Annotated in this window: 15 protein-coding genes; 6 read left to right on the top strand and 9 right to left on the bottom strand. The window is 43.3% G+C overall.

The window, feature by feature from the left end; all coding sequences use genetic code 11:
* Positions 1 to 49 precede the first annotated feature (49 nt).
* Positions 50 to 823, bottom strand: coding sequence for a glucose 1-dehydrogenase (locus H140_RS0103270; protein ID WP_019672227.1), 774 nt, complete (start codon positions 821 to 823; stop codon positions 50 to 52).
* Positions 824 to 1731: 908 nt separating this feature from the next.
* Between H140_RS0103270 and H140_RS15780 the strand changes: the two genes are divergently transcribed.
* Together H140_RS15780 and H140_RS0103260 are read left to right on the top strand one after the other, a co-directional pair.
* On the top strand, positions 1732 to 2022 hold the full coding sequence (locus tag H140_RS15780; protein WP_156819061.1) for a hypothetical protein: 291 nt from the start codon (positions 1732 to 1734) through the stop codon (positions 2020 to 2022).
* Between the two features lie 378 nt (positions 2023 to 2400).
* Complete coding sequence (locus H140_RS0103260) at positions 2401 to 3198, top strand: SDR family NAD(P)-dependent oxidoreductase (protein ID WP_019672225.1); 798 nt, start codon at positions 2401 to 2403, stop codon at positions 3196 to 3198.
* A 217-nt stretch (positions 3199 to 3415) separates the two neighbouring features.
* Here H140_RS0103260 and hemH read toward each other — a convergent pair whose 3' ends face one another.
* On the bottom strand, positions 3416 to 4438 hold the full coding sequence (hemH, locus tag H140_RS0103255; RefSeq protein WP_019672224.1) for a ferrochelatase: 1023 nt from the start codon (positions 4436 to 4438) through the stop codon (positions 3416 to 3418).
* Between the two features lie 270 nt (positions 4439 to 4708).
* Here hemH and metX point away from each other — a divergent pair, with 270 nt between their 5' ends.
* The 3 genes from metX (at position 4709) to H140_RS0103240 (ending at position 7623) form a co-directional block, all read left to right on the top strand.
* The gene (gene metX / locus H140_RS0103250; RefSeq protein ID WP_265088625.1) at positions 4709 to 5962 is read left to right on the top strand and encodes a homoserine O-succinyltransferase MetX; all 1254 of its coding nucleotides are present in this window, start codon (positions 4709 to 4711) and stop codon (positions 5960 to 5962) included.
* Entirely contained in the window at positions 5959 to 6582 is a 624-nt protein-coding gene (gene metW, locus H140_RS0103245) for a methionine biosynthesis protein MetW (RefSeq protein ID WP_019672222.1), read from the top strand. The genes metX and metW overlap by 4 nt, the downstream gene beginning before the upstream one ends.
* Positions 6583 to 7041: 459 nt before the next feature.
* Positions 7042 to 7623: a tetratricopeptide repeat protein gene (locus H140_RS0103240; RefSeq protein ID WP_019672221.1), complete on the top strand. Its 582-nt coding sequence runs from the start codon at positions 7042 to 7044 to the stop codon at positions 7621 to 7623.
* A 194-nt stretch (positions 7624 to 7817) separates the two neighbouring features.
* Here H140_RS0103240 and H140_RS0103235 read toward each other — a convergent pair whose 3' ends face one another.
* From H140_RS0103235 to H140_RS0103205, 7 genes are all read right to left on the bottom strand, one after another.
* Positions 7818 to 9218, bottom strand: coding sequence for an FAD-dependent oxidoreductase (locus H140_RS0103235; RefSeq protein WP_019672220.1), 1401 nt, complete (start codon positions 9216 to 9218; stop codon positions 7818 to 7820).
* A 401-nt stretch (positions 9219 to 9619) separates the two neighbouring features.
* Positions 9620 to 10807: an isovaleryl-CoA dehydrogenase gene (locus tag H140_RS0103230; RefSeq protein ID WP_019672219.1), complete on the bottom strand. Its 1188-nt coding sequence runs from the start codon at positions 10805 to 10807 to the stop codon at positions 9620 to 9622.
* Between the two features lie 139 nt (positions 10808 to 10946).
* Entirely contained in the window at positions 10947 to 11867 is a 921-nt protein-coding gene (locus H140_RS0103225; RefSeq protein WP_019672218.1) for a hydroxymethylglutaryl-CoA lyase, read from the bottom strand.
* A 105-nt stretch (positions 11868 to 11972) separates the two neighbouring features.
* Positions 11973 to 14135, bottom strand: coding sequence for an acetyl/propionyl/methylcrotonyl-CoA carboxylase subunit alpha (locus H140_RS0103220; protein WP_019672217.1), 2163 nt, complete (start codon positions 14133 to 14135; stop codon positions 11973 to 11975).
* Positions 14136 to 14235: 100 nt separating this feature from the next.
* A complete protein-coding gene (locus tag H140_RS0103215) occupies positions 14236 to 15015 on the bottom strand; it encodes an enoyl-CoA hydratase/isomerase family protein (RefSeq protein WP_019672216.1) in 780 nt (259 codons plus the stop codon).
* A gap of 63 nt (positions 15016 to 15078) precedes the next feature.
* Positions 15079 to 16689, bottom strand: a complete 1611-nt coding sequence (locus H140_RS0103210) for a carboxyl transferase domain-containing protein (protein WP_019672215.1) — start codon at positions 16687 to 16689, stop codon at positions 15079 to 15081.
* A 137-nt stretch (positions 16690 to 16826) separates the two neighbouring features.
* Positions 16827 to 18560: an AMP-binding protein gene (locus H140_RS0103205; protein ID WP_019672214.1), complete on the bottom strand. Its 1734-nt coding sequence runs from the start codon at positions 18558 to 18560 to the stop codon at positions 16827 to 16829.
* A 287-nt stretch (positions 18561 to 18847) separates the two neighbouring features.
* Between H140_RS0103205 and hslO the strand changes: the two genes are divergently transcribed.
* Entirely contained in the window at positions 18848 to 19777 is a 930-nt protein-coding gene (hslO, locus tag H140_RS0103200) for an Hsp33 family molecular chaperone HslO (protein WP_019672213.1), read from the top strand.
* The last annotated feature ends 18 nt before the right edge of the window (positions 19778 to 19795 follow it).

The following is a 19795-nucleotide window of genomic DNA, read 5'->3' as shown; positions in this document are numbered from 1 at the left end:
GCCAAGCTTAATTGTGACATGAGGATTAAGGTTAAGATTAACAATAAGCTTAATCTAAAGTCTGCACACCACCGCCGTTGACGAATATGGTTTGCCCACTCACCCACTCAGAAATAGGTGACGCAAAATACAACATAGCCCCAGCGATATCATCGGCTGTGCCTAGACGTTTGATGGGCGTATGTTCCAGCATTTTTTGCTCAATTTCAGGGGTTAACACACTCTCTAAGGCAGCCGTTCTAGTGGCACCTGGTCCCACGGCATTGATACGTACTTCTGGACCAAAGTCATGGGCTAAGTTGGCTACCATGTGATTTACGGCAGCTTTTGAACCTCCGTAACCACTCATATTTGGACTTTTGTTGATACTTGACATAGAGGTAGTAAAGACAATTGAGCCATAACCTGCTTTTTTCATATGTGGTACGACCAACTGACATAATCGCCAACCACTAAAAACATTTAGCTCAAAGTCACGTCTAATATCATCGACATCACATTTGAAAGGATTTTCGCGTCCACCGCCACCACCACCAGCGTTATTAATCAAAATATGAATAGCGCCAAACTGCTTCACCGCTTGCTCAGTAAGATTTACTAAGTGCTCGTCTTTTAACACATTACATTCGACAGCCAAGGCTTTGACGCCTAAGTCTTCAATCTCCTTCGCTGCTGTTTGAGCGTCTTCTAATTTTAAATCTGCAATAACGATATTGGCGCCATGCTTGGCAAGCATTAGTGCGGTTGCTTTACCGATACCATTCGCACCACCTGTGACGATGGCAGTTTTATTTTTTAAATTAAATAATTCATTAGCATTCATTTTTCTTCGCTCCTGATCGTTCTACATTTTGATTAACTAATTATTTGTAGATTTAAACATACCAAATTAACACTAAATTCAAGAAGGTTATTTGTTCTTTTTGAGTAATAAATATTTTGATAATGGTATCTATTTTTGATTACTTATTGCCTGCTATCTGATTTGCTTGCTATTGATAGTGGCTTCTTGACTAGGATTAAATTACCCAGATTGAAAAAAGATTTCATTTTCGTGTACAAAGAAACCAGGCTAAATATTTTCTACGAAGGTGCATGCTCAACAGACCCTAATGATTTTTAATATCTTAGTAACCGTGTTTTGCTCTTTGCATACTTTATCAATGCTGTTACTAGCTACCAGCATTAATATTAAACCATAACAGGCTACAATATATAGCAATCTGAACTGACCAGTCTAATAACTATCGTGGCAATACTACTGCTCTTGGTTATATAATAAAGCCTAAATAAAATATAAATACTATTGGTTAAGTTAAGCTTATAATTAGCTGTCATAAATTGATACGCTAATTAGGCTATGTCGTGCCTTATATACGCATTGTATATCTGTAAACGTCTGTTTAGAGCACTAATAAAAACTCACATCCTATTGGATCTACTCGTATTAAATTAATCTGATAGTCGTATTTATAATAAACTCAGGAGACTGCCATCATTACCGAAGATAGCTTGATCGAAATTCTTGAAGCCCTAGTCTTGTTTCTATGTTTGATTCCTACTGCAAGATATGCCATTAAAAGTCAACTAACCACTGGCCGATTATTCTGGACTGCTTCAATATTAATATTTTTATCTGCCATTCGTCGTGAGTTAAGCTTTATACCGAAAATGTATATTCCTAACAATTACCTTATCTTAAATCACTCTTATTACTGGTGGCAGGATTTGGTGCTAATTACAATTGCATTAGTCGCCTTGATGTTTTTAGCCTACGCTTGGCGCTATGTATGGGGGATTTTAAGTAGTATGCCAAAAGCCTTGTATGTGATTGTCGCATCCTTGGTAGTTACCCAATATTTGGGTGAGCATGGCATACTCTTTGGTCATGACCTAGGCGTGGTCGTTGAGGAGGTCTCTGAAGCGACTATCTATTTAATTGCTTTGGTCTATTTATGGCGCTTTGAGCTACCTAAGTTTGAGTACTATTTATGCTCGAATAAGATATTATGCCCAAACTAGGTTACTGTCAGCTACTTATACCAAATCTGAAAATTAAGATATCGAGGAAAAAGAGTGTAAACGCTACAAGTAGTAGGTTTAGCGAGTTTGACAAAGATAGGTTATTTTTCAGAAAAGGTATTACATCAAGACGCCCATCATAAGACAGCACTAGAAGATAAAGGTATCTATATTGAAATTTAAGTACAATCAATATATAGTTTAGTTTAATTCACCTAAAAAAGGGCTAAGCAGATAGCTAAGCTAGGATGCACAAGCACTCCTGAAGTAGGCTTAACACTGTCACTTTTTAATCAAGTTTTGTATCCCCTCCCTACTATCATCAGCCCTTATCTTAAACAAAACAAACATAATAAAACTAAAAACAAGGATACTTTAATGACCACTTTATCTATTTTGATCACTGGTGCATCACGTGGCATAGGTCTAGCTACCGCAAAAAAACTAGCTACTAAAGGTCATAATCTTGGCTTATTCGATATTGACATGGCCAAATTAGAATCTTCGTTGAACGACAAGGCGTTTAAAAAGGCCATCGAATCCAACTCAATTATACAGGGTAACTTAGATGTGACTCGCTCTGAAGACTGGGATAGCGCCATAGATCTCATGACTGAAAAATTTGGTCGTATTGATGTCTTAATTAATAATGCTGGTATTTTGGTAACAGGTATATTGCCTGACACAGACCTAGATGCTCAATTAAAACTGATTGATATTAACTGCAAAGGCGTGCTGATTGGCTGTCATAAAGTAGGCAGTCGTATGACAGGACAAAAGTTTGAAAAAATTATCAATCTGTCTTCTGCCTCTGCTATATACGGACAACCAGAAATCGCTCCTTATTCTGCTAGCAAGTTTTTTGTACGTGGCTTGACCGAAGCATTAAATATTGAGTTTGAACCCAAAGGCATTAAAGTGATTGACGTCATGCCATTGTGGGTCAAAACCGATATGACCAAAGGGGTACATGTCACCAGCATTGATCGTTTAGGCTTAAATCTAACTCCAGAAGATGTAGGTAAGCTACTTTGCAAACTAGCCACCTCGCCAAACACCAAGCTGACCAAAACTCACTATTCGGTTGGCATACCTGCCAAAATATTTAGCACCTTAGCACAAGTTGCACCAAGTGCTGGATTGGTACGTTGGGTCAACAAAATGGTCGGTGCTTAGTGGACTTTAGTGTTGCTTTTAGTAGGCTTTAGTGTTGATTAATATCACTTAGTTTCGTCACTGAGTGTTGCTTTGAGTCGCTTGGTATTGCTTTGAGTCGCTTGGCTTAAGTATCCTTGCTTAAAAGGCTTGAGCTTAAAGCATAATCTGGCTTAAAGCTTAATGACTTTAAGCCATTTAAAGACTAAATGTACTCATAGCAACTGCACTGGGTTACTTACACCCTCACTTGTAGCTGACTTTGTGCCCAACCTATTACCAGCGGCTTAACCAGTGCTTCAATGAGATCAATATGTGCTTCATCATCATTCAATGCAGGGATATATGAATATTCCTGCCCGCCTGCTTGCAAAAAATTATCTCTATTTTCAATCGCCAGCTCTTCTAAGGTTTCCAAACAATCAGCAGAAAATGCAGGACTAACCACCTGCACCGAGCCTACACCAGACTTACCCCACGCCTCTAACGTTACATCAGTATATGGCTTGACCCATTCTTGCTTACCAAAGCGAGATTGAAAGCTAATAATCCATTCATCATCATTCAAGCCAAGCTCTTGCGCTACTAAAGTCGCTGTTGCTTTACAACGCTCAGGGTAAGGATCACCTTTATCAGCATAAGGCTGTGGTATCCCGTGGAAGCTAAACATCAGCTTTTCAGGCTTACCATGTTCAGCTTGAAAACGCCGTATTGAGTCCACTAAAGCGTTAATATATAACGGATGTGTAAAGTAGTCTTTGATTATAGTAAAGCTTGGTAGATTGCGCTGTTGTAGCGACCATTTACTCACCGCATCATACACTGCACCTGCGGAAGTTGCCGAGTACTGTGGAAATAATGGTAAAATAACAAACTGCTCTACACCCTCAGCACTTAGCCTATCCAACACATCTACTATCCCTGGGTTACCATAAGTCATCGCAGGATGCACACTGATATCAGCTGTGTTGATACTGCCCTCTAATCGTTGTTGTAACTTGGTCACTTGCTGTTGTAATATCTTACGAATAGGAGAGTCACCTTCCCAAATCGTAGCATAAGCCTCTGCTACCCGCTTCGGACGGGTAGGCAATACAAATAGATTTAAAATAATTGCCCATAAAAATTGGGGAATTTCTATCACTCGAGGATCGGATAAAAATTGCTTTAAATAACGGCGTACCGCTGGTGCTGTTGGCTCATCCGGAGTTCCTAGATTAACCAATAATACCGCAATACGAGGAGGGTGATGTGGTTTCATAGCAAACAAATTATCCTTTTTCCTAATCAATTTAATTTAACGTATTTATTTAATTTAACCTGTTTAAGCGGCTTAAAGCAGATAGATTATATAGACTTATAAGATATCTAGGTTTACTGATTATGCAACGGTTTGTTTAACAGTGTTATCACACGAAAATAAGAGCTATAATCAACTACAAGCTATAATCAACTACAAGCTATAATCAACTACAAGCTATAATCACAGATTTAACATCACTTTAACATCATTATTGAGGTAATTTTGAGTATCCAAGCGACCACGACAGATCCAAAATTTGCCAACTCTGTGGGAATTGTCACGCCACAGACCATGCATTTTGATACCCCATTAACCTTGGAATGTAACCGTATCCTGCCAGAATTTGACTTGGTTTATGAGACCTATGGCACTTTAAATACTGACAAATCTAATGCTATTTTAATCTGTCACGCCTTATCTGGTAGCCACCATGCTGCTGGCTGGCACAGTATTGATGACAAAAAACCAGGCTGGTGGGACAACATGATAGGCCCAGGTAAAGCCATAGATACCACTCGCTATTTTGTGGTATGTCTTAATAATATTGGCAGTTGCCACGGCTCAACAGGTCCCACTACCCCTAATCCAGTAACGGACAAGCCCTATGGTCCAGACTTTCCTCTGATTACCATCAAAGACTGGGTGACAACCCAAGCTATGCTATCTGATCGCTTGGGCATTGAGGTATGGCATGCCATCGTTGGTGGCTCCATGGGCGGTATGCAGGCGCTACAATGGTCGGTAGATTACCCAGATCGCTTAAAGCGCTGTGTGATTATCGCCAGTACGCCCAAGCTGTCAGCACAAAATATTGCCTTTAATGAAGTCGCACGCCAATCTATATTGTCAGATCCTGACTTTAACAAAGGTCGCTACTTAGAAGCCGGCACCTATCCACGCCGTGGGCTAATTTTGGCACGTATGGTTGGCCACATTACCTACTTGACCGAAGATGCGATGAAGTCCAAATTTGGCCGTGATCTAAAGTCAGGCAAATTTATGTATGGCTATGACGTAGAATTTCAAGTCGAAAGCTACTTACGCTATCAAGGTGAACGCTTTAGCAAAAACTTTGACGCCAATACTTATTTGTTAATGACCAAGGCACTCGACTACTTTGACCCCACTCGTGGCTATGTTGACGATGACAGTCTGTCAGATATGGATGCCTTAAAGCAAACGTTAAAACATACCCAGTGTCAATATCTGGTCGTGTCCTTTACTACCGACTGGCGCTTTGCCCCTGCACGCTCACAAGAGGTTGTCGATGCCCTAATGGCAAATGACAAGCCTGTCAGCTATGTCAATGTTGATGCGCCTCATGGTCACGACTCATTCTTATTTGATATCCCTCGTTATATGGGCGCAGTCAGAGGCTTTTTAAACGCCCCTTTTTTGACTAATACTACTTTGACTAATACTACCTTGGCTAATACAAGCCCCTCATCCACCCAAAACAACCATAAGGAGCGCTTAGCATGAGAATAGATCATCAACTTGCCAAACGCTGGATTACCCCTCACTCTCGAGTGCTTGACTTAGGCTGTGGTGATGGCTCATTACTTGAGCAGATGCAACATACCTTGGGTGTAACTGGCTATGGTCTAGAGCTCGATGAGGATAAGATTAATGAGGCCATTGCCAAAGGACTGAACATTATTGAGCAAGACCTCAATGATGGTTTGGCACGCTTTGCAGACAACAGCTTTGATACAGTAGTAATGGCAAGAGCTCTACAAGCGGTTAAGGCACCAGATGTGTTACTGCTTGATATGCTACGAGTTGCTCGTGAAGCCATCATTACCTTCCCAAACTTTGCACACTGGCAAAACCGATTACATTTGGGCTTAAAGGGGTTAATGCCCGTCTCTGAAGCTTTACCTTATGAGTGGTATAACACCCCAAACATACACTTATGCACTTTCAAAGACTTTGAAAAATTGTGCGCCGATAATGACATTAAAATCATCAATCGTTTTGCGGTAACCGACTCAGGCTTTGGCTCCAAAAAGCACTCTGCTTTGATATCTTCTATTATCAAAAAAGTGCCAAACCTGTTGGCAGATGTGGCCATTTATCGGGTAACGAAATCCAAACCATAAGCAATAGTGGCTGTATATTCAATGCCATTTAATATATGTAAATATATCGTGATATCTTGTAGCTAAAATTAACAGTTTGTTACTACAAGCTTGCCTGTCTTACTTTGTTACAAATATAACCAAAATTTGACTTAATAATCATTTTTCTATGTTAATTTAGCCTAGGATCAGTTTGAATTTCGTTAATGTGGGTGTTAAGCTATGTAAATCATGTAGGCGGTATGTTATCGCTTTTACATCTATTCTCAGGCTGTACCTAAATAATGTTCAATTGAAAAAACGGCCAATTGAATAAATAACGAATTAAATAAACGACTTTAAACCTGTCAGATACTTTAAGCTAAATTAGACGTTTTAAGTATAGATAAGCTTAAACACAACTCGTTTTAACACTATCAGATTTTAACACTATCAGATCTTTTTGCATTTAAATACCGTCATTTTTTGGACATACCCATTATGAAACTACTACAAGCCACGTTATTTACCGCTTTCTTTTGTACCGCTGGTATTGCTCAAGCTGATTTGATCGCCAACATTCCATTAGACTCTTCTCGTTATGAGCAAATGAGTATTAGTGACTTAACTGCTCGTGCTAACCAAGGTAATGACCATGCTCAGTTTTACTTAGCAAAACGTTACCAAAAGGGCATTGGTGTAACCAAAAACTCGTTGAAAGCCATTGAATGGTACACCCGTGCTGCCAACCAAAATGTAACTCCAGCCCAATTAAACCTTGGCATCATGTATGCGCGTGGTGAAGGCGTTGCTGTAAATGAACAACAAGCCCGTTACTGGCTAGAACGTGCTGCTAAGCGTGGTGACAACCGTGCAAGCTACACCCTAGCCTTAATTGATGAAAAACAGCGTAAGCTAGTGGATGCTTATAAATGGTATGAGCTATCAGCTCGTGATGGGATGCTAAACGAGCAGGTGCGCGATAAAGCACGGGGTAAAATTGGTCAGTTAGCATTAAACCTATCTAGCTCTGATGTGGCAAATGCCCGTCACCAAGCAGACAGTTGGTTCCAAACTAAATAAGTCGCCATAAATAAGCGCAACTCAAGCATAAAAAAAGCCCAGCCATTTAAACAATTTAAATAGTAGCTGGGCTTTTTATTGTACTAATTTTACGCGTTTAACTGATTTATAATCAGCTCGGTTTCAAGCAGATAGCCTTAACTCACAGCAATATTAACCAAAAATTATTAACTCTAAATATAAATACTCTAAACTTAAAGCGGCTGCTTAACCGTCAACGTCGCCACCACCTCACCGGCATCTGTCACCTGCTCTAACAGCATATCCTGACTGGTTTCAGACTGAGTATCACTCACCACCCGCCATTGTCCATGCGACTCATCAGCTCTTGGCGTGCCAGTAGCGCTAATCGAAATCGACTTGTTTTTTAAACGTATCATGGGTGGTTTGTGAATATAGGCCTGATGGATATAATGTGGTTGCTGCTGACCCAAAATATGCGCAGCAATGGTTGCCGCCTGAGCACGTAATGGGGCCACGTAACGACATGCGATACCACCTATTGACATACAGTCACCAATCGCATAAATATGTGGCACTTGGGTTTGCAAACTGCCTTCGTCCACCTCAATACCTAGCGCATTATCGGTGTTAATCCCCGCTGTATTTGGTAGGCGTGGGTCAACTTTTAGACCAGTGCTTATTAAGATATTGTCAACAGTGATGACCTGTTGCTTTCCACTATCACAGCAGGTAATGGTTAATTGATAACCACCCTTTGGCGTTCTCTCAACTGCATCAACCCGACTACCGCCTAAGAATTCAATACCTTGCGCCTCTAACGCCTCTTTAATAATATCGGTTACTATACTAGGTAGCATCATTGCTAGTGGTGTGTCATTTGTATCTAGCAAGGTCACTTGATGTCCCGCTTTGGTCAGATCCTCTGCAATCTCAGTGCCTACCATACCCGCACCAATAACCGCAATGTGTTTAGAATCTGTACTGACATCTGTATTAGATAGCGCCTGCTGAATGTTATGAAAGCTATCAATGTGATTGATATGCCAAATCTCCTGCTCTGGCAAGTCACTAAAGCAAGGTGGGATGGCTGGAGTTGCACCCATAGCGAGTACTAGATTAGCGTACGCCACATCGCCTTTATCAGTTTTTATCACTTTATTATGACTATCAATGAAATGCACTGTGGTGTGCGACAATAAGGTGATATTTGCTTTGTCACTTGCGTCTTCACCACTCGCTCTCATTAAATCTTTTGCCGTTTTATTTTGACTAAAAGCGACTGATAGCATGGGTTTGTGATAACGAGCGCCACTGTCAGCAGTAACTAGGGTGATCCCCACTATGTCATCTTGTGCTCGCAGAGCATCTACCACTGCCCAGCCTGCCAGCCCAGCACCGATAATTACAATATCATCAGCCGCTGTTTTCATGCTTAGATGCTGATCGCTTGAATCTGTTGCCTGCACTGGCACAAACTCTGTCTTACCTGCCCCACATAAGGGACAACTAAAGCTGCTGGGTAAGTCGGCAAAAGCAAGGGGCTGGGTGTCTAATTGAGTGTCTGATTGGATATCTGATTGTGGTGGATAGCTCCAACCACAAGCTTGGCATTCATATTGGGTGATGGTCATTATGCGTCCTTATTGATACTTTTAATTGATACTTTTAATTGATACGCTTATTTATTTAGGCGGTTATTTATGATGGATAGGCTTCGTTTTTTTTTGCTATTTTCTTTACCTTCTATCCTATTTCACTACTCCGTACTTACTATCTTATACCTTTTCTGAAAAATAACCTATCTTTGTCAAACTCGCTAAATCTACTACTTGTAGCATTTGCACTCGTTTTCCTCGATATCTTAATTTTCAGATTTGGTATTACTATTAATTCAACAAAAAAACGCCCCAATCATGAGAATGAGACGTTTAGTTGGCTGATTATGCAAATTGGTTATGCGAGTTGATTAATTGCATTAGCTGGTTAATGAAAAATGCATCTCAAATATACATCTCAAATATTAAAGGCCGTCTTATTTGGTTTCGTTAAACAATTCACGACCAATCAACATCCTGCGAATTTCACTGGTACCTGCGCCTATCTCATACAGCTTGGCATCACGCCACAGACGACCTAAAGGATATTCATTGGTATAACCATTACCGCCAAAAATTTGTACCCCTTCACCTGCCATCCAAGTGGCTTTTTCAGCACACCAAAGAATGACACTGGCACAGTCTTTGCGAATCTCACGACTGTGACCTTCTCCACGTGCATCCAGCAAGTCTAAGTTTTTACCCACAGTATATAAAAAGCTGCGACCGGCTTGTAAAATGGTGTACATATCCGCCACTTTGCCCTGAATCAACTGGAACTCACCAATAGACTGACCAAATTGCTTGCGATCATGAATATAAGGAATTACATTATCCATCACCGCTTGCATAATACCTATGGGTCCGGCTGCCAGCACCGCACGCTCATAGTCAAGACCACTCATTAATACTTGCACGCCTTTATTAAGACCACCCAAAATATTATCTTCGGGCACAAATACGTTATTAAAGATCATCTCACCAGTATGACTGCCTCGCATGCCTAACTTGTCAAGCTTCTGTGCGGTGCCAAAGCCTTCCATGCCCTTCTCTACTAAAAAAGCCGTGATGCCTTTTGCACCAAGCTCTGGATTGGTTTTGGCATAGACTACCATTACATCGGCGTCTGGACCATTGGTAATCCACATTTTTGTGCCATTTAATACATAACCGCCGTCTTTGGCTTCTGCTCGCAGTTTCATACTGGTGACATCCGAGCCCGCACCGGGCTCACTCATGGCCAAAGCACCGATAAACTCACCACTGATCAACTTAGGTAAAAACTTTTGTTTTTGTGCGTCACTACCATTGCGTTTAATTTGATTGACGCACAGATTTGAGTGAGCGCCATAGCTTAGGCCCACAGAGGCAGAGGCTCGGCTAATCTCTTCCATCGCTATCATATGCGCCACATAGCCCATATCAACACCGCCGAATTGTTCAGGAACGGTGATACCATGCAGACCCAATTCACCCATTTTTTGCCATAAGTCCATCGGAAATGCATCATTGCGATCAATGTCGCCTGCGCGGGGCACTATCTCTTTTTCAGCAAAACTTCTGACCGAATCACGCAATGCTTGAATGTCTTCGCCTAGTTGAAAATCTAATCCTGGTAAGCTCATAAATATCCCTTTTATGTCTGTTATGTTTGTTGTTACAAAAGTTGTTGTTAAAAAAATGGTTAATTGTTTGTGTTTAAATCAAACTTTTTACTGCTAATATTTGCGGTTTACGGCTATGGTTTGCGGTTATGGCTTACTGCTATGACGTCTGCTTTGCCAATAAGGCTGTTGCAGCTCTTGAGCTGTTTTTACGTCCCAAATAATCACTGATTTTCTGGCCAACATAAATTAATTTGTCCAAATCAACACCAGTTTCAATGCCCATACCTTGTAGCATATAAACCACATCTTCCGTCGCCACATTGCCCGTCGCCCCTTTGGCAAAAGGACAGCCGCCCAAACCTGCTACAGAGGTATCATATTGCGCCACACCCAGCTCAACCGCTGCTAGCGTATTGGCCAACGCCTGACCATAAGTATCGTGAAAATGACCTGAAATGTGTTGCACATCTATATAATCTAGTGCCGCTTTCAGTGCGTTTTGCACTTTAATCGGTGTGCCAACACCTATGGTATCGGCGATGCCTATGTGTTCGGCGCCAATCTCGACCAGACGCTTGGTGACATAGGCCACCTGACTGGGCGCAATCTCGCCCTCATAAGGACAGCCCACGGTACAAGAGATGACACCACGGACTTTAATACCCGCCTCTTTTGCCGCTGCTGCTACTGGCGCAAAGCGCTCAATGCTTTCATCAATACTACAATTAATATTTTTTTGGCTAAAGGTTTCGCTGGCTGAGCCAAAAATTACCACTTCATCTGGCGCAAACACCAACGCATTGTCAAAGCCGCGCATATTTGGGGTTAATACCGAATAGCAAACCTGTTTATGGCGATTATCATTGCTATTAATCAATTGCATCAGCGCACTGTTATCGCCCATTTGTGGCACCCATTTGGGCGAGACAAAACTGGTGGCTTCAAGCTTGGTGATACCAGCGTCAATCAAGCCTTGTATCAGCTCAAACTTAATCTCAGTGGGCACGGTTTGCTTTTCATTTTGCAGCCCATCTCTGGGACTGACATCAATAATCTGAACCTTATCTGGATAATTCATTGGTGCACTCTTTTGTTATAAAAATTAGGCCTTTGTTATAAAAATTAGGGCTATGGCGTTTTTTATGAAAAGTGAGTTGATTGGTAATATTGAGTTGATATATAGCTATTCCGTATCTAGGCGTAACAGCTCATCACCATCTGCTACCAAATCGCCAGGGGCAAACAGCAGCTCAGCAACCACACCATCGGTTGGCGCATTAATGGTATGCTCAATTTTCATCGCTTCAATCACTGCCAGCGCCTGACCTTGCTTAACGCAATCGCCTTCCGCCACTTTAAACGCCACCACCTGTCCTGGCATCGGCGACTTTAAGCTACCTGCAGCTTGGGTATCGCCATCGACATGCACCATCACATCAAGCAACTGTATTTGACCACTGCCAGCATCACTAAAGACACTGACTGTCTCTTGTTCTGCCCAGCACTGCACTGACAAACGCTGACCGTCTAACCATAGCGTATAACGGTTACTGTCGTTATCACCCCTAGTACTGGTGCTGGTATTGGTGCTGCTAAATTCAATCTCAGCATGATATAGCAATGGACTGTCTGCATCTATTGGCTTGGGATGCGTGGTTTCCGCTTCCGTGACCTGATATAGACTCAGCTTAATGCATTTATTATCACGCCCAGCAATGGCCTGTTGTACACCGATCACTGCCTGCAAATATAAAGGCTGTGCTTGTGCGTGCTGCACAAACAGCAAGTTAAAATGGCGCTGATACGGACTGTATCCTCGCCAGCCATCCAGCTGCGCAAAAGGATCTTGTATGCCTTGCGCATCAAGTCGTTGCTGGCTTTGTACCTGCTGCTCTTGCAGCAATTGGTGTACCACAGCACTTGACGCTAACAAGGATACTGGCAATGACTGCTGATTAAATAGCACCTGTTTTTCACGCTCAATAAGCGCTGTATCTAACTTGGCCTGACTGAAGGAGTCTGTGGCCAAGATATGACGCAAAAAGGCGACGTTATTGGGCAAACCGACAATACGAGTTTGCGCCAAAGCTTGATCCAGCTTAGCAAGCGCTTGCTCACGGGTCGGCGCATGTACAATCAGCTTGGCAATCATAGAGTCATAAAACGGGCTAATCACATCACCCTCAGCCACCCCATCATCGATGCGCACAGCACCCGCTTCAAAACTGGTATGCTGCTGCGGCTTGCGGTACGCTAGCAAACTGCCAGTGGCGGGTAAAAAATCTTTATCTGGCATTTCTGCACAAATACGCGCCTCAATCGCATGCCCATTCATGGCCAACGCCTGCTGCTTAAGCGGCAATTCACCGCCAGCGGCCACTCGCAACTGCCATTCCACCAAGTCGACGCCAGTAATGGCTTCAGTCACTGGATGCTCAACTTGTAAGCGGGTATTCATCTCCATAAAGTAAAAGCCCATCTCGACTTTGCCATCTGCACTCGGGCGCTGCTCAACAATAAACTCCACTGTACCTGCGCCCACATAATTGACCGCACGCGCTGCATTTATCGCTGCTTGCCCCATCGCCTCACGCATGACCTCATCGACACCGGGCGCTGGCGCTTCTTCTAGTACTTTTTGATGGCGGCGCTGTACCGAACAGTCCCGCTCAAATAGATGAACATAGTTGCCATGACTGTCACCAAAGACTTGAATTTCAATATGGCGTGGGTTTAACGCATATTTTTCTAGCAGCATGGCGTCATTGCCAAAGCTGGTAATGGCTTCGCGGCGGCACGACTCTAGTAGACTAATAAAATCTTCACTGCGCTCGACCAAACGCATTCCTTTACCGCCACCGCCTGAGCTGGCTTTGATTAATAACGGATAACCAATGCTATCGGCTTGTTGATGCAAAAATTCTGGGGCTTGATTGCTACCATGATAGCCAGGAATGAGTGGCACGCCTGCCGTTTCCATTAACTGCTTTGATTCAGACTTTAAGCCCATTGCCATAATCGCCTCGGCAGAAGGGCCTATAAATACAATACCAGCGTCCTGACAAGCTTTAGCAAACGAGGCGTTTTCACTCAAAAACCCATAGCCAGGATGAATAGCCTGCGCCCCTGTCTCTTTGGCAATTTGAATCAGCAAATCACCTTTTAAGTAGCTGTCCTTTGGCGCAGAGCCACCCAAATAAACGGCTTCATCACAGGCGCTGACATGCTTAGCATAACGGTCAGCATCTGAATAGACGGCAACGGTGCGCACGCCCATCCGCTTGGCCGTGGCCGCCACACGGCAAGCAATTTCCCCACGGTTGGCGATTAAAATTTTTGTAAACATAACTATTCCTTTAGATATTTAACATGCCGCTTACAGCTTTATCTGCGTATAACTGATTCAAAAATAATAAATGATGGTTTTAACTCTTAATATACGAGCCTTACAACAGCCAATTCGGCTTGCGTTTTTGCAAAAAGGATTGCACACCTTCTTTTCCCTCAATAGAGGCACGGATATCGGCAATACCTTCGACCGTTTGCTCAATGAGCTCATCATCGATTATCTCACCAGCCACACTTTGCAACAGCTGTTTGCACACTTTAACCGCATTGGGGCTATTGTTGCATAGCTTTTTGGCAATCGCTGCAACGGTGCTATCCAACTCATCAGCAGGCACACACTCATGAATCATGCCGATACGATGTGCCTCCACGGCATCAAACACTTCTGCGGTTAAAAAATAACGGTGCGCAGCACGGGCGCCCATCGCTCGAATCACATAAGGACTGATAGTCGCTGGCACCAATCCCAAACGCACTTCGCTTAAGCAAAATTTGGCAGAATCAACCGCGATTGCCACATCACAAGCTGCGACCAAACCAATACCACCGGCATAGACATCCCCTTGAATGGCAGCAAGCGTTGGCTTCGGACAGCTATAAATCACCTTGAGCATCTGTGCTAATTTATCCGCATCGGCTAAGTTTTCTTCACGGCTATAATCGGCCATGGCTCGCATCCAGTTTAAGTCAGCGCCAGCGCAAAAGGCTTTGCCTGTACCTGTTAACACAATCGCTCTCACCTCATCATCTTGCCCAAGACGGGTAAAAACCTCATCCAATTCTGCAATAACATCATCATTAAAGGCATTGCGTTTGTCAGGGCGATTTAAGGTAACTGTGGCAATGTGGTTATTTTTTTCTACAAGTAGCGTATTCATAATTTATTTTTCTTTTTTATTCAACGTATTATCCAGGGGTTCAGTGATTGAATCTCTTGTTTCTTACATTCTAAACACACCAAACTTAGTCTCTTCGATTTCAGCGTTATAAGCAGCACTGAGTCCTAGCGCCAATACTTTACGTGTATCGGCTGGGTCAATTACCCCATCATCCCACAAGCGGGCGCTGGCATAATAAGGGTGACCTTGCTTTTCATACATCTCTTTATAAGGGGCTTTAAACGCCTCTTCCTCTTCCACGCTCCAGGTTTCGCCTTTGCGTTCGATATTGTCACGCTTGACTGTCGCCAATACCGATGCTGCTTGCTCACCGCCCATGACTGAAATGCGGGCATTGGGCCACATCCACAAAAATCTTGGGCTATAGGCTCGGCCACACATACCATAGTTACCAGCACCAAATGAGCCGCCAACAATGACCGTAAACTTAGGCACTTTGGCATTGGCAACCGCCATCACCATTTTTGCGCCATGACGGGCAATGCCTTCATTTTCGTATTTACGACCGACCATAAAGCCGGTGATATTTTGCAAAAACACCAAAGGAATATTGCGCTTACAGCACAGCTCAATAAAATGGGTACCCTTTTGCGCCGACTCACTAAACAAGATGCCATTATTAGCAATAATGCCCACTTTCATGCCTTCAATATAGGCAAAGCCACAGACTAAAGTAGCCGCAAATCGTGCTTTAAATTCATCAAACTCACTGGCATCGACAATACGTGCAATGATTTCACGAATATCAAACGGCTTACGGCTATCGGTTGGAATTACCCCGTACAGCTCTTTGGCGTCATATTTTGGTGCTCTGGAAGGGATTTGATTGGGAATCTGTTTTGGTGGACGATTCAGATTTCCGACAATATCACGTGCCAGCGACAAGGCGTGCAAATCATTTTGTGCCAGATAATCCACCACGCCAGACAGACGGGTATGCACATCACCACCACCCAAATCTTCGGCGCTGACCACCTCGCCTGTGGCCGCTTTCACCAAAGGTGGCCCGCCTAAGAAGATAGTACCTTGCTCTTTGACAATAATAGATTCATCACTCATAGCTGGCACATATGCGCCGCCTGCGGTACAACTGCCCATCACCACCGCTATCTGTGGAATACCAGCCGCACTCATATTAGCTTGGTTAAAGAAGATACGCCCAAAGTGCTCTTTATCAGGAAACACCTCGTCTTGGTTGGGCAGGTTAGCACCCCCTGAGTCCACCAGATAGACACAAGGTAGGTTGTTTTCTAGGGCGATTTCTTGCGCCCGCAGATGTTTTTTGACCGTCATCGGATAGTATGTGCCGCCCTTGACGGTGGCATCATTACAGACAATCATACACTCAATGCCATTAATACGGCCGATACCTGCAATCACACCGGCCGCTGGAATATCGGCATCATACATATCATAAGCAGCCATAGGTGCGACTTCTAAGAAGGCGGTACCTGGATCTAACAAGCGCTCCACTCGCTCACGTGGCAATAATTTACCTCGCGCTAAATGCTTGGCTCGTGAGCGCTCAGGCCCGCCTTGGGCAATTTTACTGAGCTTTTCTTGTAGGTCGTCTACCACAGCCTGCATGGCGGCCGCATTATCAAGAAACTCTTTGGAATTTGGACTTAATTTACTATTAATAATGGCGCTCATGACATCCCTTTCTTTTATTTTCTGACCCTATTTTGTACTGAAATTTGTACTAGGCTAGATGAAAAAACTTTACTATTGTTTCGCTAAGCTAGCGTTTTTACGACATTGCACTTTTACAAAACTGTCCTTTTACAGAGCTACAGACCCAGCTCTGCTATCATCATCTCTGTGATTTTATATTTTTGTATCTTGCCGGTGACCGTCATTGGATACTCTTCAACAAAGCGGTAATACTTAGGTACTTTATAATGAGCAATGTTGTCTTTGCAAAATTGCTTGACTTCCTCTTCTGTCAGCTGTGCATTTTTACGCGGAATAATCCAAGCAGCCAGCACCTCACCATACTTTTTATCTGGGACACCGACAATTTGCACATCACGAATTTTTGGATGGCGATATAGATAGTTTTCAATCTCAACTGGATAAATATTTTCCCCGCCACGAATGATCATATCTTTACTACGGCCAACGATTTTGACATAACCATCTTCATCCATAGTCGCCAAATCTCCGGTATGCATCCAGCCACCTTGGATCGCTTCTCGCGTTTTAAAGCGGCTGCCCCAATAGCCCTTCATGACTGAATAGCCTTTGGTTAATAGCTCTCCGGTTTCCCCAATCGGCACCACTTCACCAGTTTCAGTATCGACAATTTTGACTTCGATATTTGGCTGCACCAATCCCACGGTGGACACTTGTTTGTCCAGCGGTGTGTGCTTATTGGTCTGGCAAGATACTGGACTGGTCTCTGTCATGCCATAGGCGATGGTAATCTCGCTCATGTGCATCTCATCAATCACTCGGCGCATCACCTCAATCGGACAGCTTGAGCCCGCCATAATACCTGTGCGTAAGCTAGATAAGTCGTATTTATCAAAGTCTGGATGATCCAATTCAGCAATAAACATGGTCGGTACGCCATGCAGCGCCGTACATTTTTCATTTTGTACCGCTTCTAATACGCTTAACGGATCAAAGCCATCATTGGGATAAATAACACAGCCACCATGGGTCAGGATCGCCAGATTACCAAGCACCATACCAAAGCAGTGATATAGCGGCACAGGAATACACAAGCGATCTTCTTCGCTTAAATCCATCGCCTCACCAATAAAATAACCATTATTTAAGATATTGCGATGGGTTAAAGTCGCCCCTTTTGGCGTACCAGTTGTACCACTGGTAAACTGAACGTTAATGGCATCGGTGTTTTTGAGTTTGGCCTGTCGCTCTGCCACTCTTGGGTCATTGGCATCACCTTCTGCCATCCAATGTGAAAACTTTTGCATAAAGCCAAACTCTTCATCCGTCTCTGGCTCATCAATCCAAATAATACGCTCAACGGTTGGAATTTCGACTAAATCCAGTTGCGTATATTGTTTATGATAAATCTCAGGGCACAGCTCACGAATGATGTTGGTATAATCACTGGTTTTGAAGTGGCGCATCAAGACCAACACCGAGCAGCCAAGCTTATTTAGCGCATATTGCAACTCAAAGCTGCGATAGGCAGGATTGATATTGACCAAGATGACGCCGACTTTAGCGGTGGCCAATTGCATCAGTAGCCATTCTGCATTGTTATGCGACCAGATACCGACACGATCTCCAATTTCCAGCCCCATTTCAATCATAGCGCTAGCCAGTTGGTTGACCTTTTGTTGTAGCTCTCGATAGCTCCAGCGGATATTTTGATGACAGACCACTAAGGCTTCACGCTCAGGATATTTGGCGACCATGGCATCAAAAAAGTCGCCGATAGTGGCTTCAATTAACGGGGTGGTTGGGCCTTGATCTTGGCTCATTGTGAGCGGCGCATTGGCAGATTTTGCGCCCATACTAATGCGGGGCACCTGACTGATATTGATCATAACGAATCCTTTCGTTTTATGTTAAGTACACAGCCTTTTGGTTGTCACTGGTGCAATCCATCACCTAACCAAAAACTGCTTCTAAATCCCTAAAAATCAAGTATACATTAAAATGATACATTTAAAATCATTTAAAGAGCAAATAAATTTTCATAAATCCAAACACTATCTCTTAAATATTGATAAATGCCAATACACCCCCAATATATAGCACATCCTATAAACAAGCTAACCACTCAAAATATTCACAAGCTAATCAAAGTAGCAAACAAATAACTGAGATCCATATGAGCAACCTTACCGATTTACGCCAACGCTTTTTTATCGCTGACTCGCCTGTCCGTGGTGATGTGGTGCGCCTGCAACACAGCTACGCCACCATCACCGCCCAAAAAGAATACCCAGAATCTATCAAACGCTTACTGGGTGAAATGCTTACCGCTGCCAGCTTACTAATTGGCACTTTAAAAATTGACGGCACCCTCTCTATCCAACTGCAATCATCGGATGAAAACAGCCTGATAAACTGGGCAATGGCCGAATGTGATCAATCCGGTATTATCCGTGCGCTTGCCAGCTGGAAGCAAGAAACCGAAGCACAGCAGCAAGCTTGGGCTGCCAAATCGACTGCCAATGAAGCCTTTGCAGAGCTGGGTGCACCGGGCAAAGGGGTGATGTTTATTAACATTCAGCCCAAAGGTGGCGAGGCCTATCAAGGCATTGTGGAGCGCAGTTACGACACCTTGGCCGAGTGCTTGGCACACTATCAACTGCAATCTGCCCAGATTCCAACTTTAATTAACTTGGCCTGTGATGGCTTGCAAGCAGGCGGTATTTTGGTACAAATGCTGCCATTGACCGCAGAAGAGCAGTATGAAATTGAGCAAAATGAATCTGCTGGTATCGATGATGATTTATGGATGCGCTTAAGCCTGTTAACCCGTACGGTGAAGTTCGAGGAATTAACGACCTTGGATGCGCGTGAGATTATCTATCGCTTGTATAATGAAGAGCAGGTGGTGGTGCCAGAAGCAGTTGAGTTGCAATTTGGCTGTACCTGTTCACGCAGCAAATGTGAAGCGGCCATTGCACAACTTGGCGAGGCTGAAGCATTAGAGATTATTGCTGAGCAACAAGGCATGTTTGAGATGGACTGTGGCTTTTGTGGCTCGATATATAGATTTACTAAGGATGATGTTGAGCAGATTTTTGCTTAAAGTTGAGGTTTAACATTG

It is taken from the genome of Psychrobacter lutiphocae DSM 21542, from assembly GCF_000382145.1.
Lineage (GTDB): Bacteria > Pseudomonadota > Gammaproteobacteria > Pseudomonadales > Moraxellaceae > Psychrobacter > Psychrobacter lutiphocae.
This window is presented reverse-complemented; position numbering and strand designations above follow the sequence as displayed.

Coding starts and splice junctions, on each gene's coding strand:
- H140_RS0103210 (WP_019672215.1), bottom strand. CDS start 16,689: ATGAGCGCCATTATTAATAGTAAATTAAGTCCAAATTCCAAAGAGTTT.
- H140_RS0103235 (WP_019672220.1), bottom strand. CDS start 9,218: ATGACCATCACCCAATATGAATGCCAAGCTTGTGGTTGGAGCTATCCA.
- H140_RS0103260 (WP_019672225.1), top strand. CDS start 2,401: ATGACCACTTTATCTATTTTGATCACTGGTGCATCACGTGGCATAGGT.
- H140_RS0103220 (WP_019672217.1), bottom strand. CDS start 14,135: ATGTTTACAAAAATTTTAATCGCCAACCGTGGGGAAATTGCTTGCCGT.
- metW (WP_019672222.1), top strand. CDS start 5,959: ATGAGAATAGATCATCAACTTGCCAAACGCTGGATTACCCCTCACTCT.
- H140_RS0103225 (WP_019672218.1), bottom strand. CDS start 11,867: ATGAATTATCCAGATAAGGTTCAGATTATTGATGTCAGTCCCAGAGAT.
- H140_RS0103205 (WP_019672214.1), bottom strand. CDS start 18,560: ATGATCAATATCAGTCAGGTGCCCCGCATTAGTATGGGCGCAAAATCT.
- H140_RS0103215 (WP_019672216.1), bottom strand. CDS start 15,015: ATGAATACGCTACTTGTAGAAAAAAATAACCACATTGCCACAGTTACC.
- hslO (WP_019672213.1), top strand. CDS start 18,848: ATGAGCAACCTTACCGATTTACGCCAACGCTTTTTTATCGCTGACTCG.
- H140_RS0103230 (WP_019672219.1), bottom strand. CDS start 10,807: ATGAGCTTACCAGGATTAGATTTTCAACTAGGCGAAGACATTCAAGCA.
- hemH (WP_019672224.1), bottom strand. CDS start 4,438: ATGAAACCACATCACCCTCCTCGTATTGCGGTATTATTGGTTAATCTA.
- H140_RS0103240 (WP_019672221.1), top strand. CDS start 7,042: ATGAAACTACTACAAGCCACGTTATTTACCGCTTTCTTTTGTACCGCT.
- H140_RS0103270 (WP_019672227.1), bottom strand. CDS start 823: ATGAATGCTAATGAATTATTTAATTTAAAAAATAAAACTGCCATCGTC.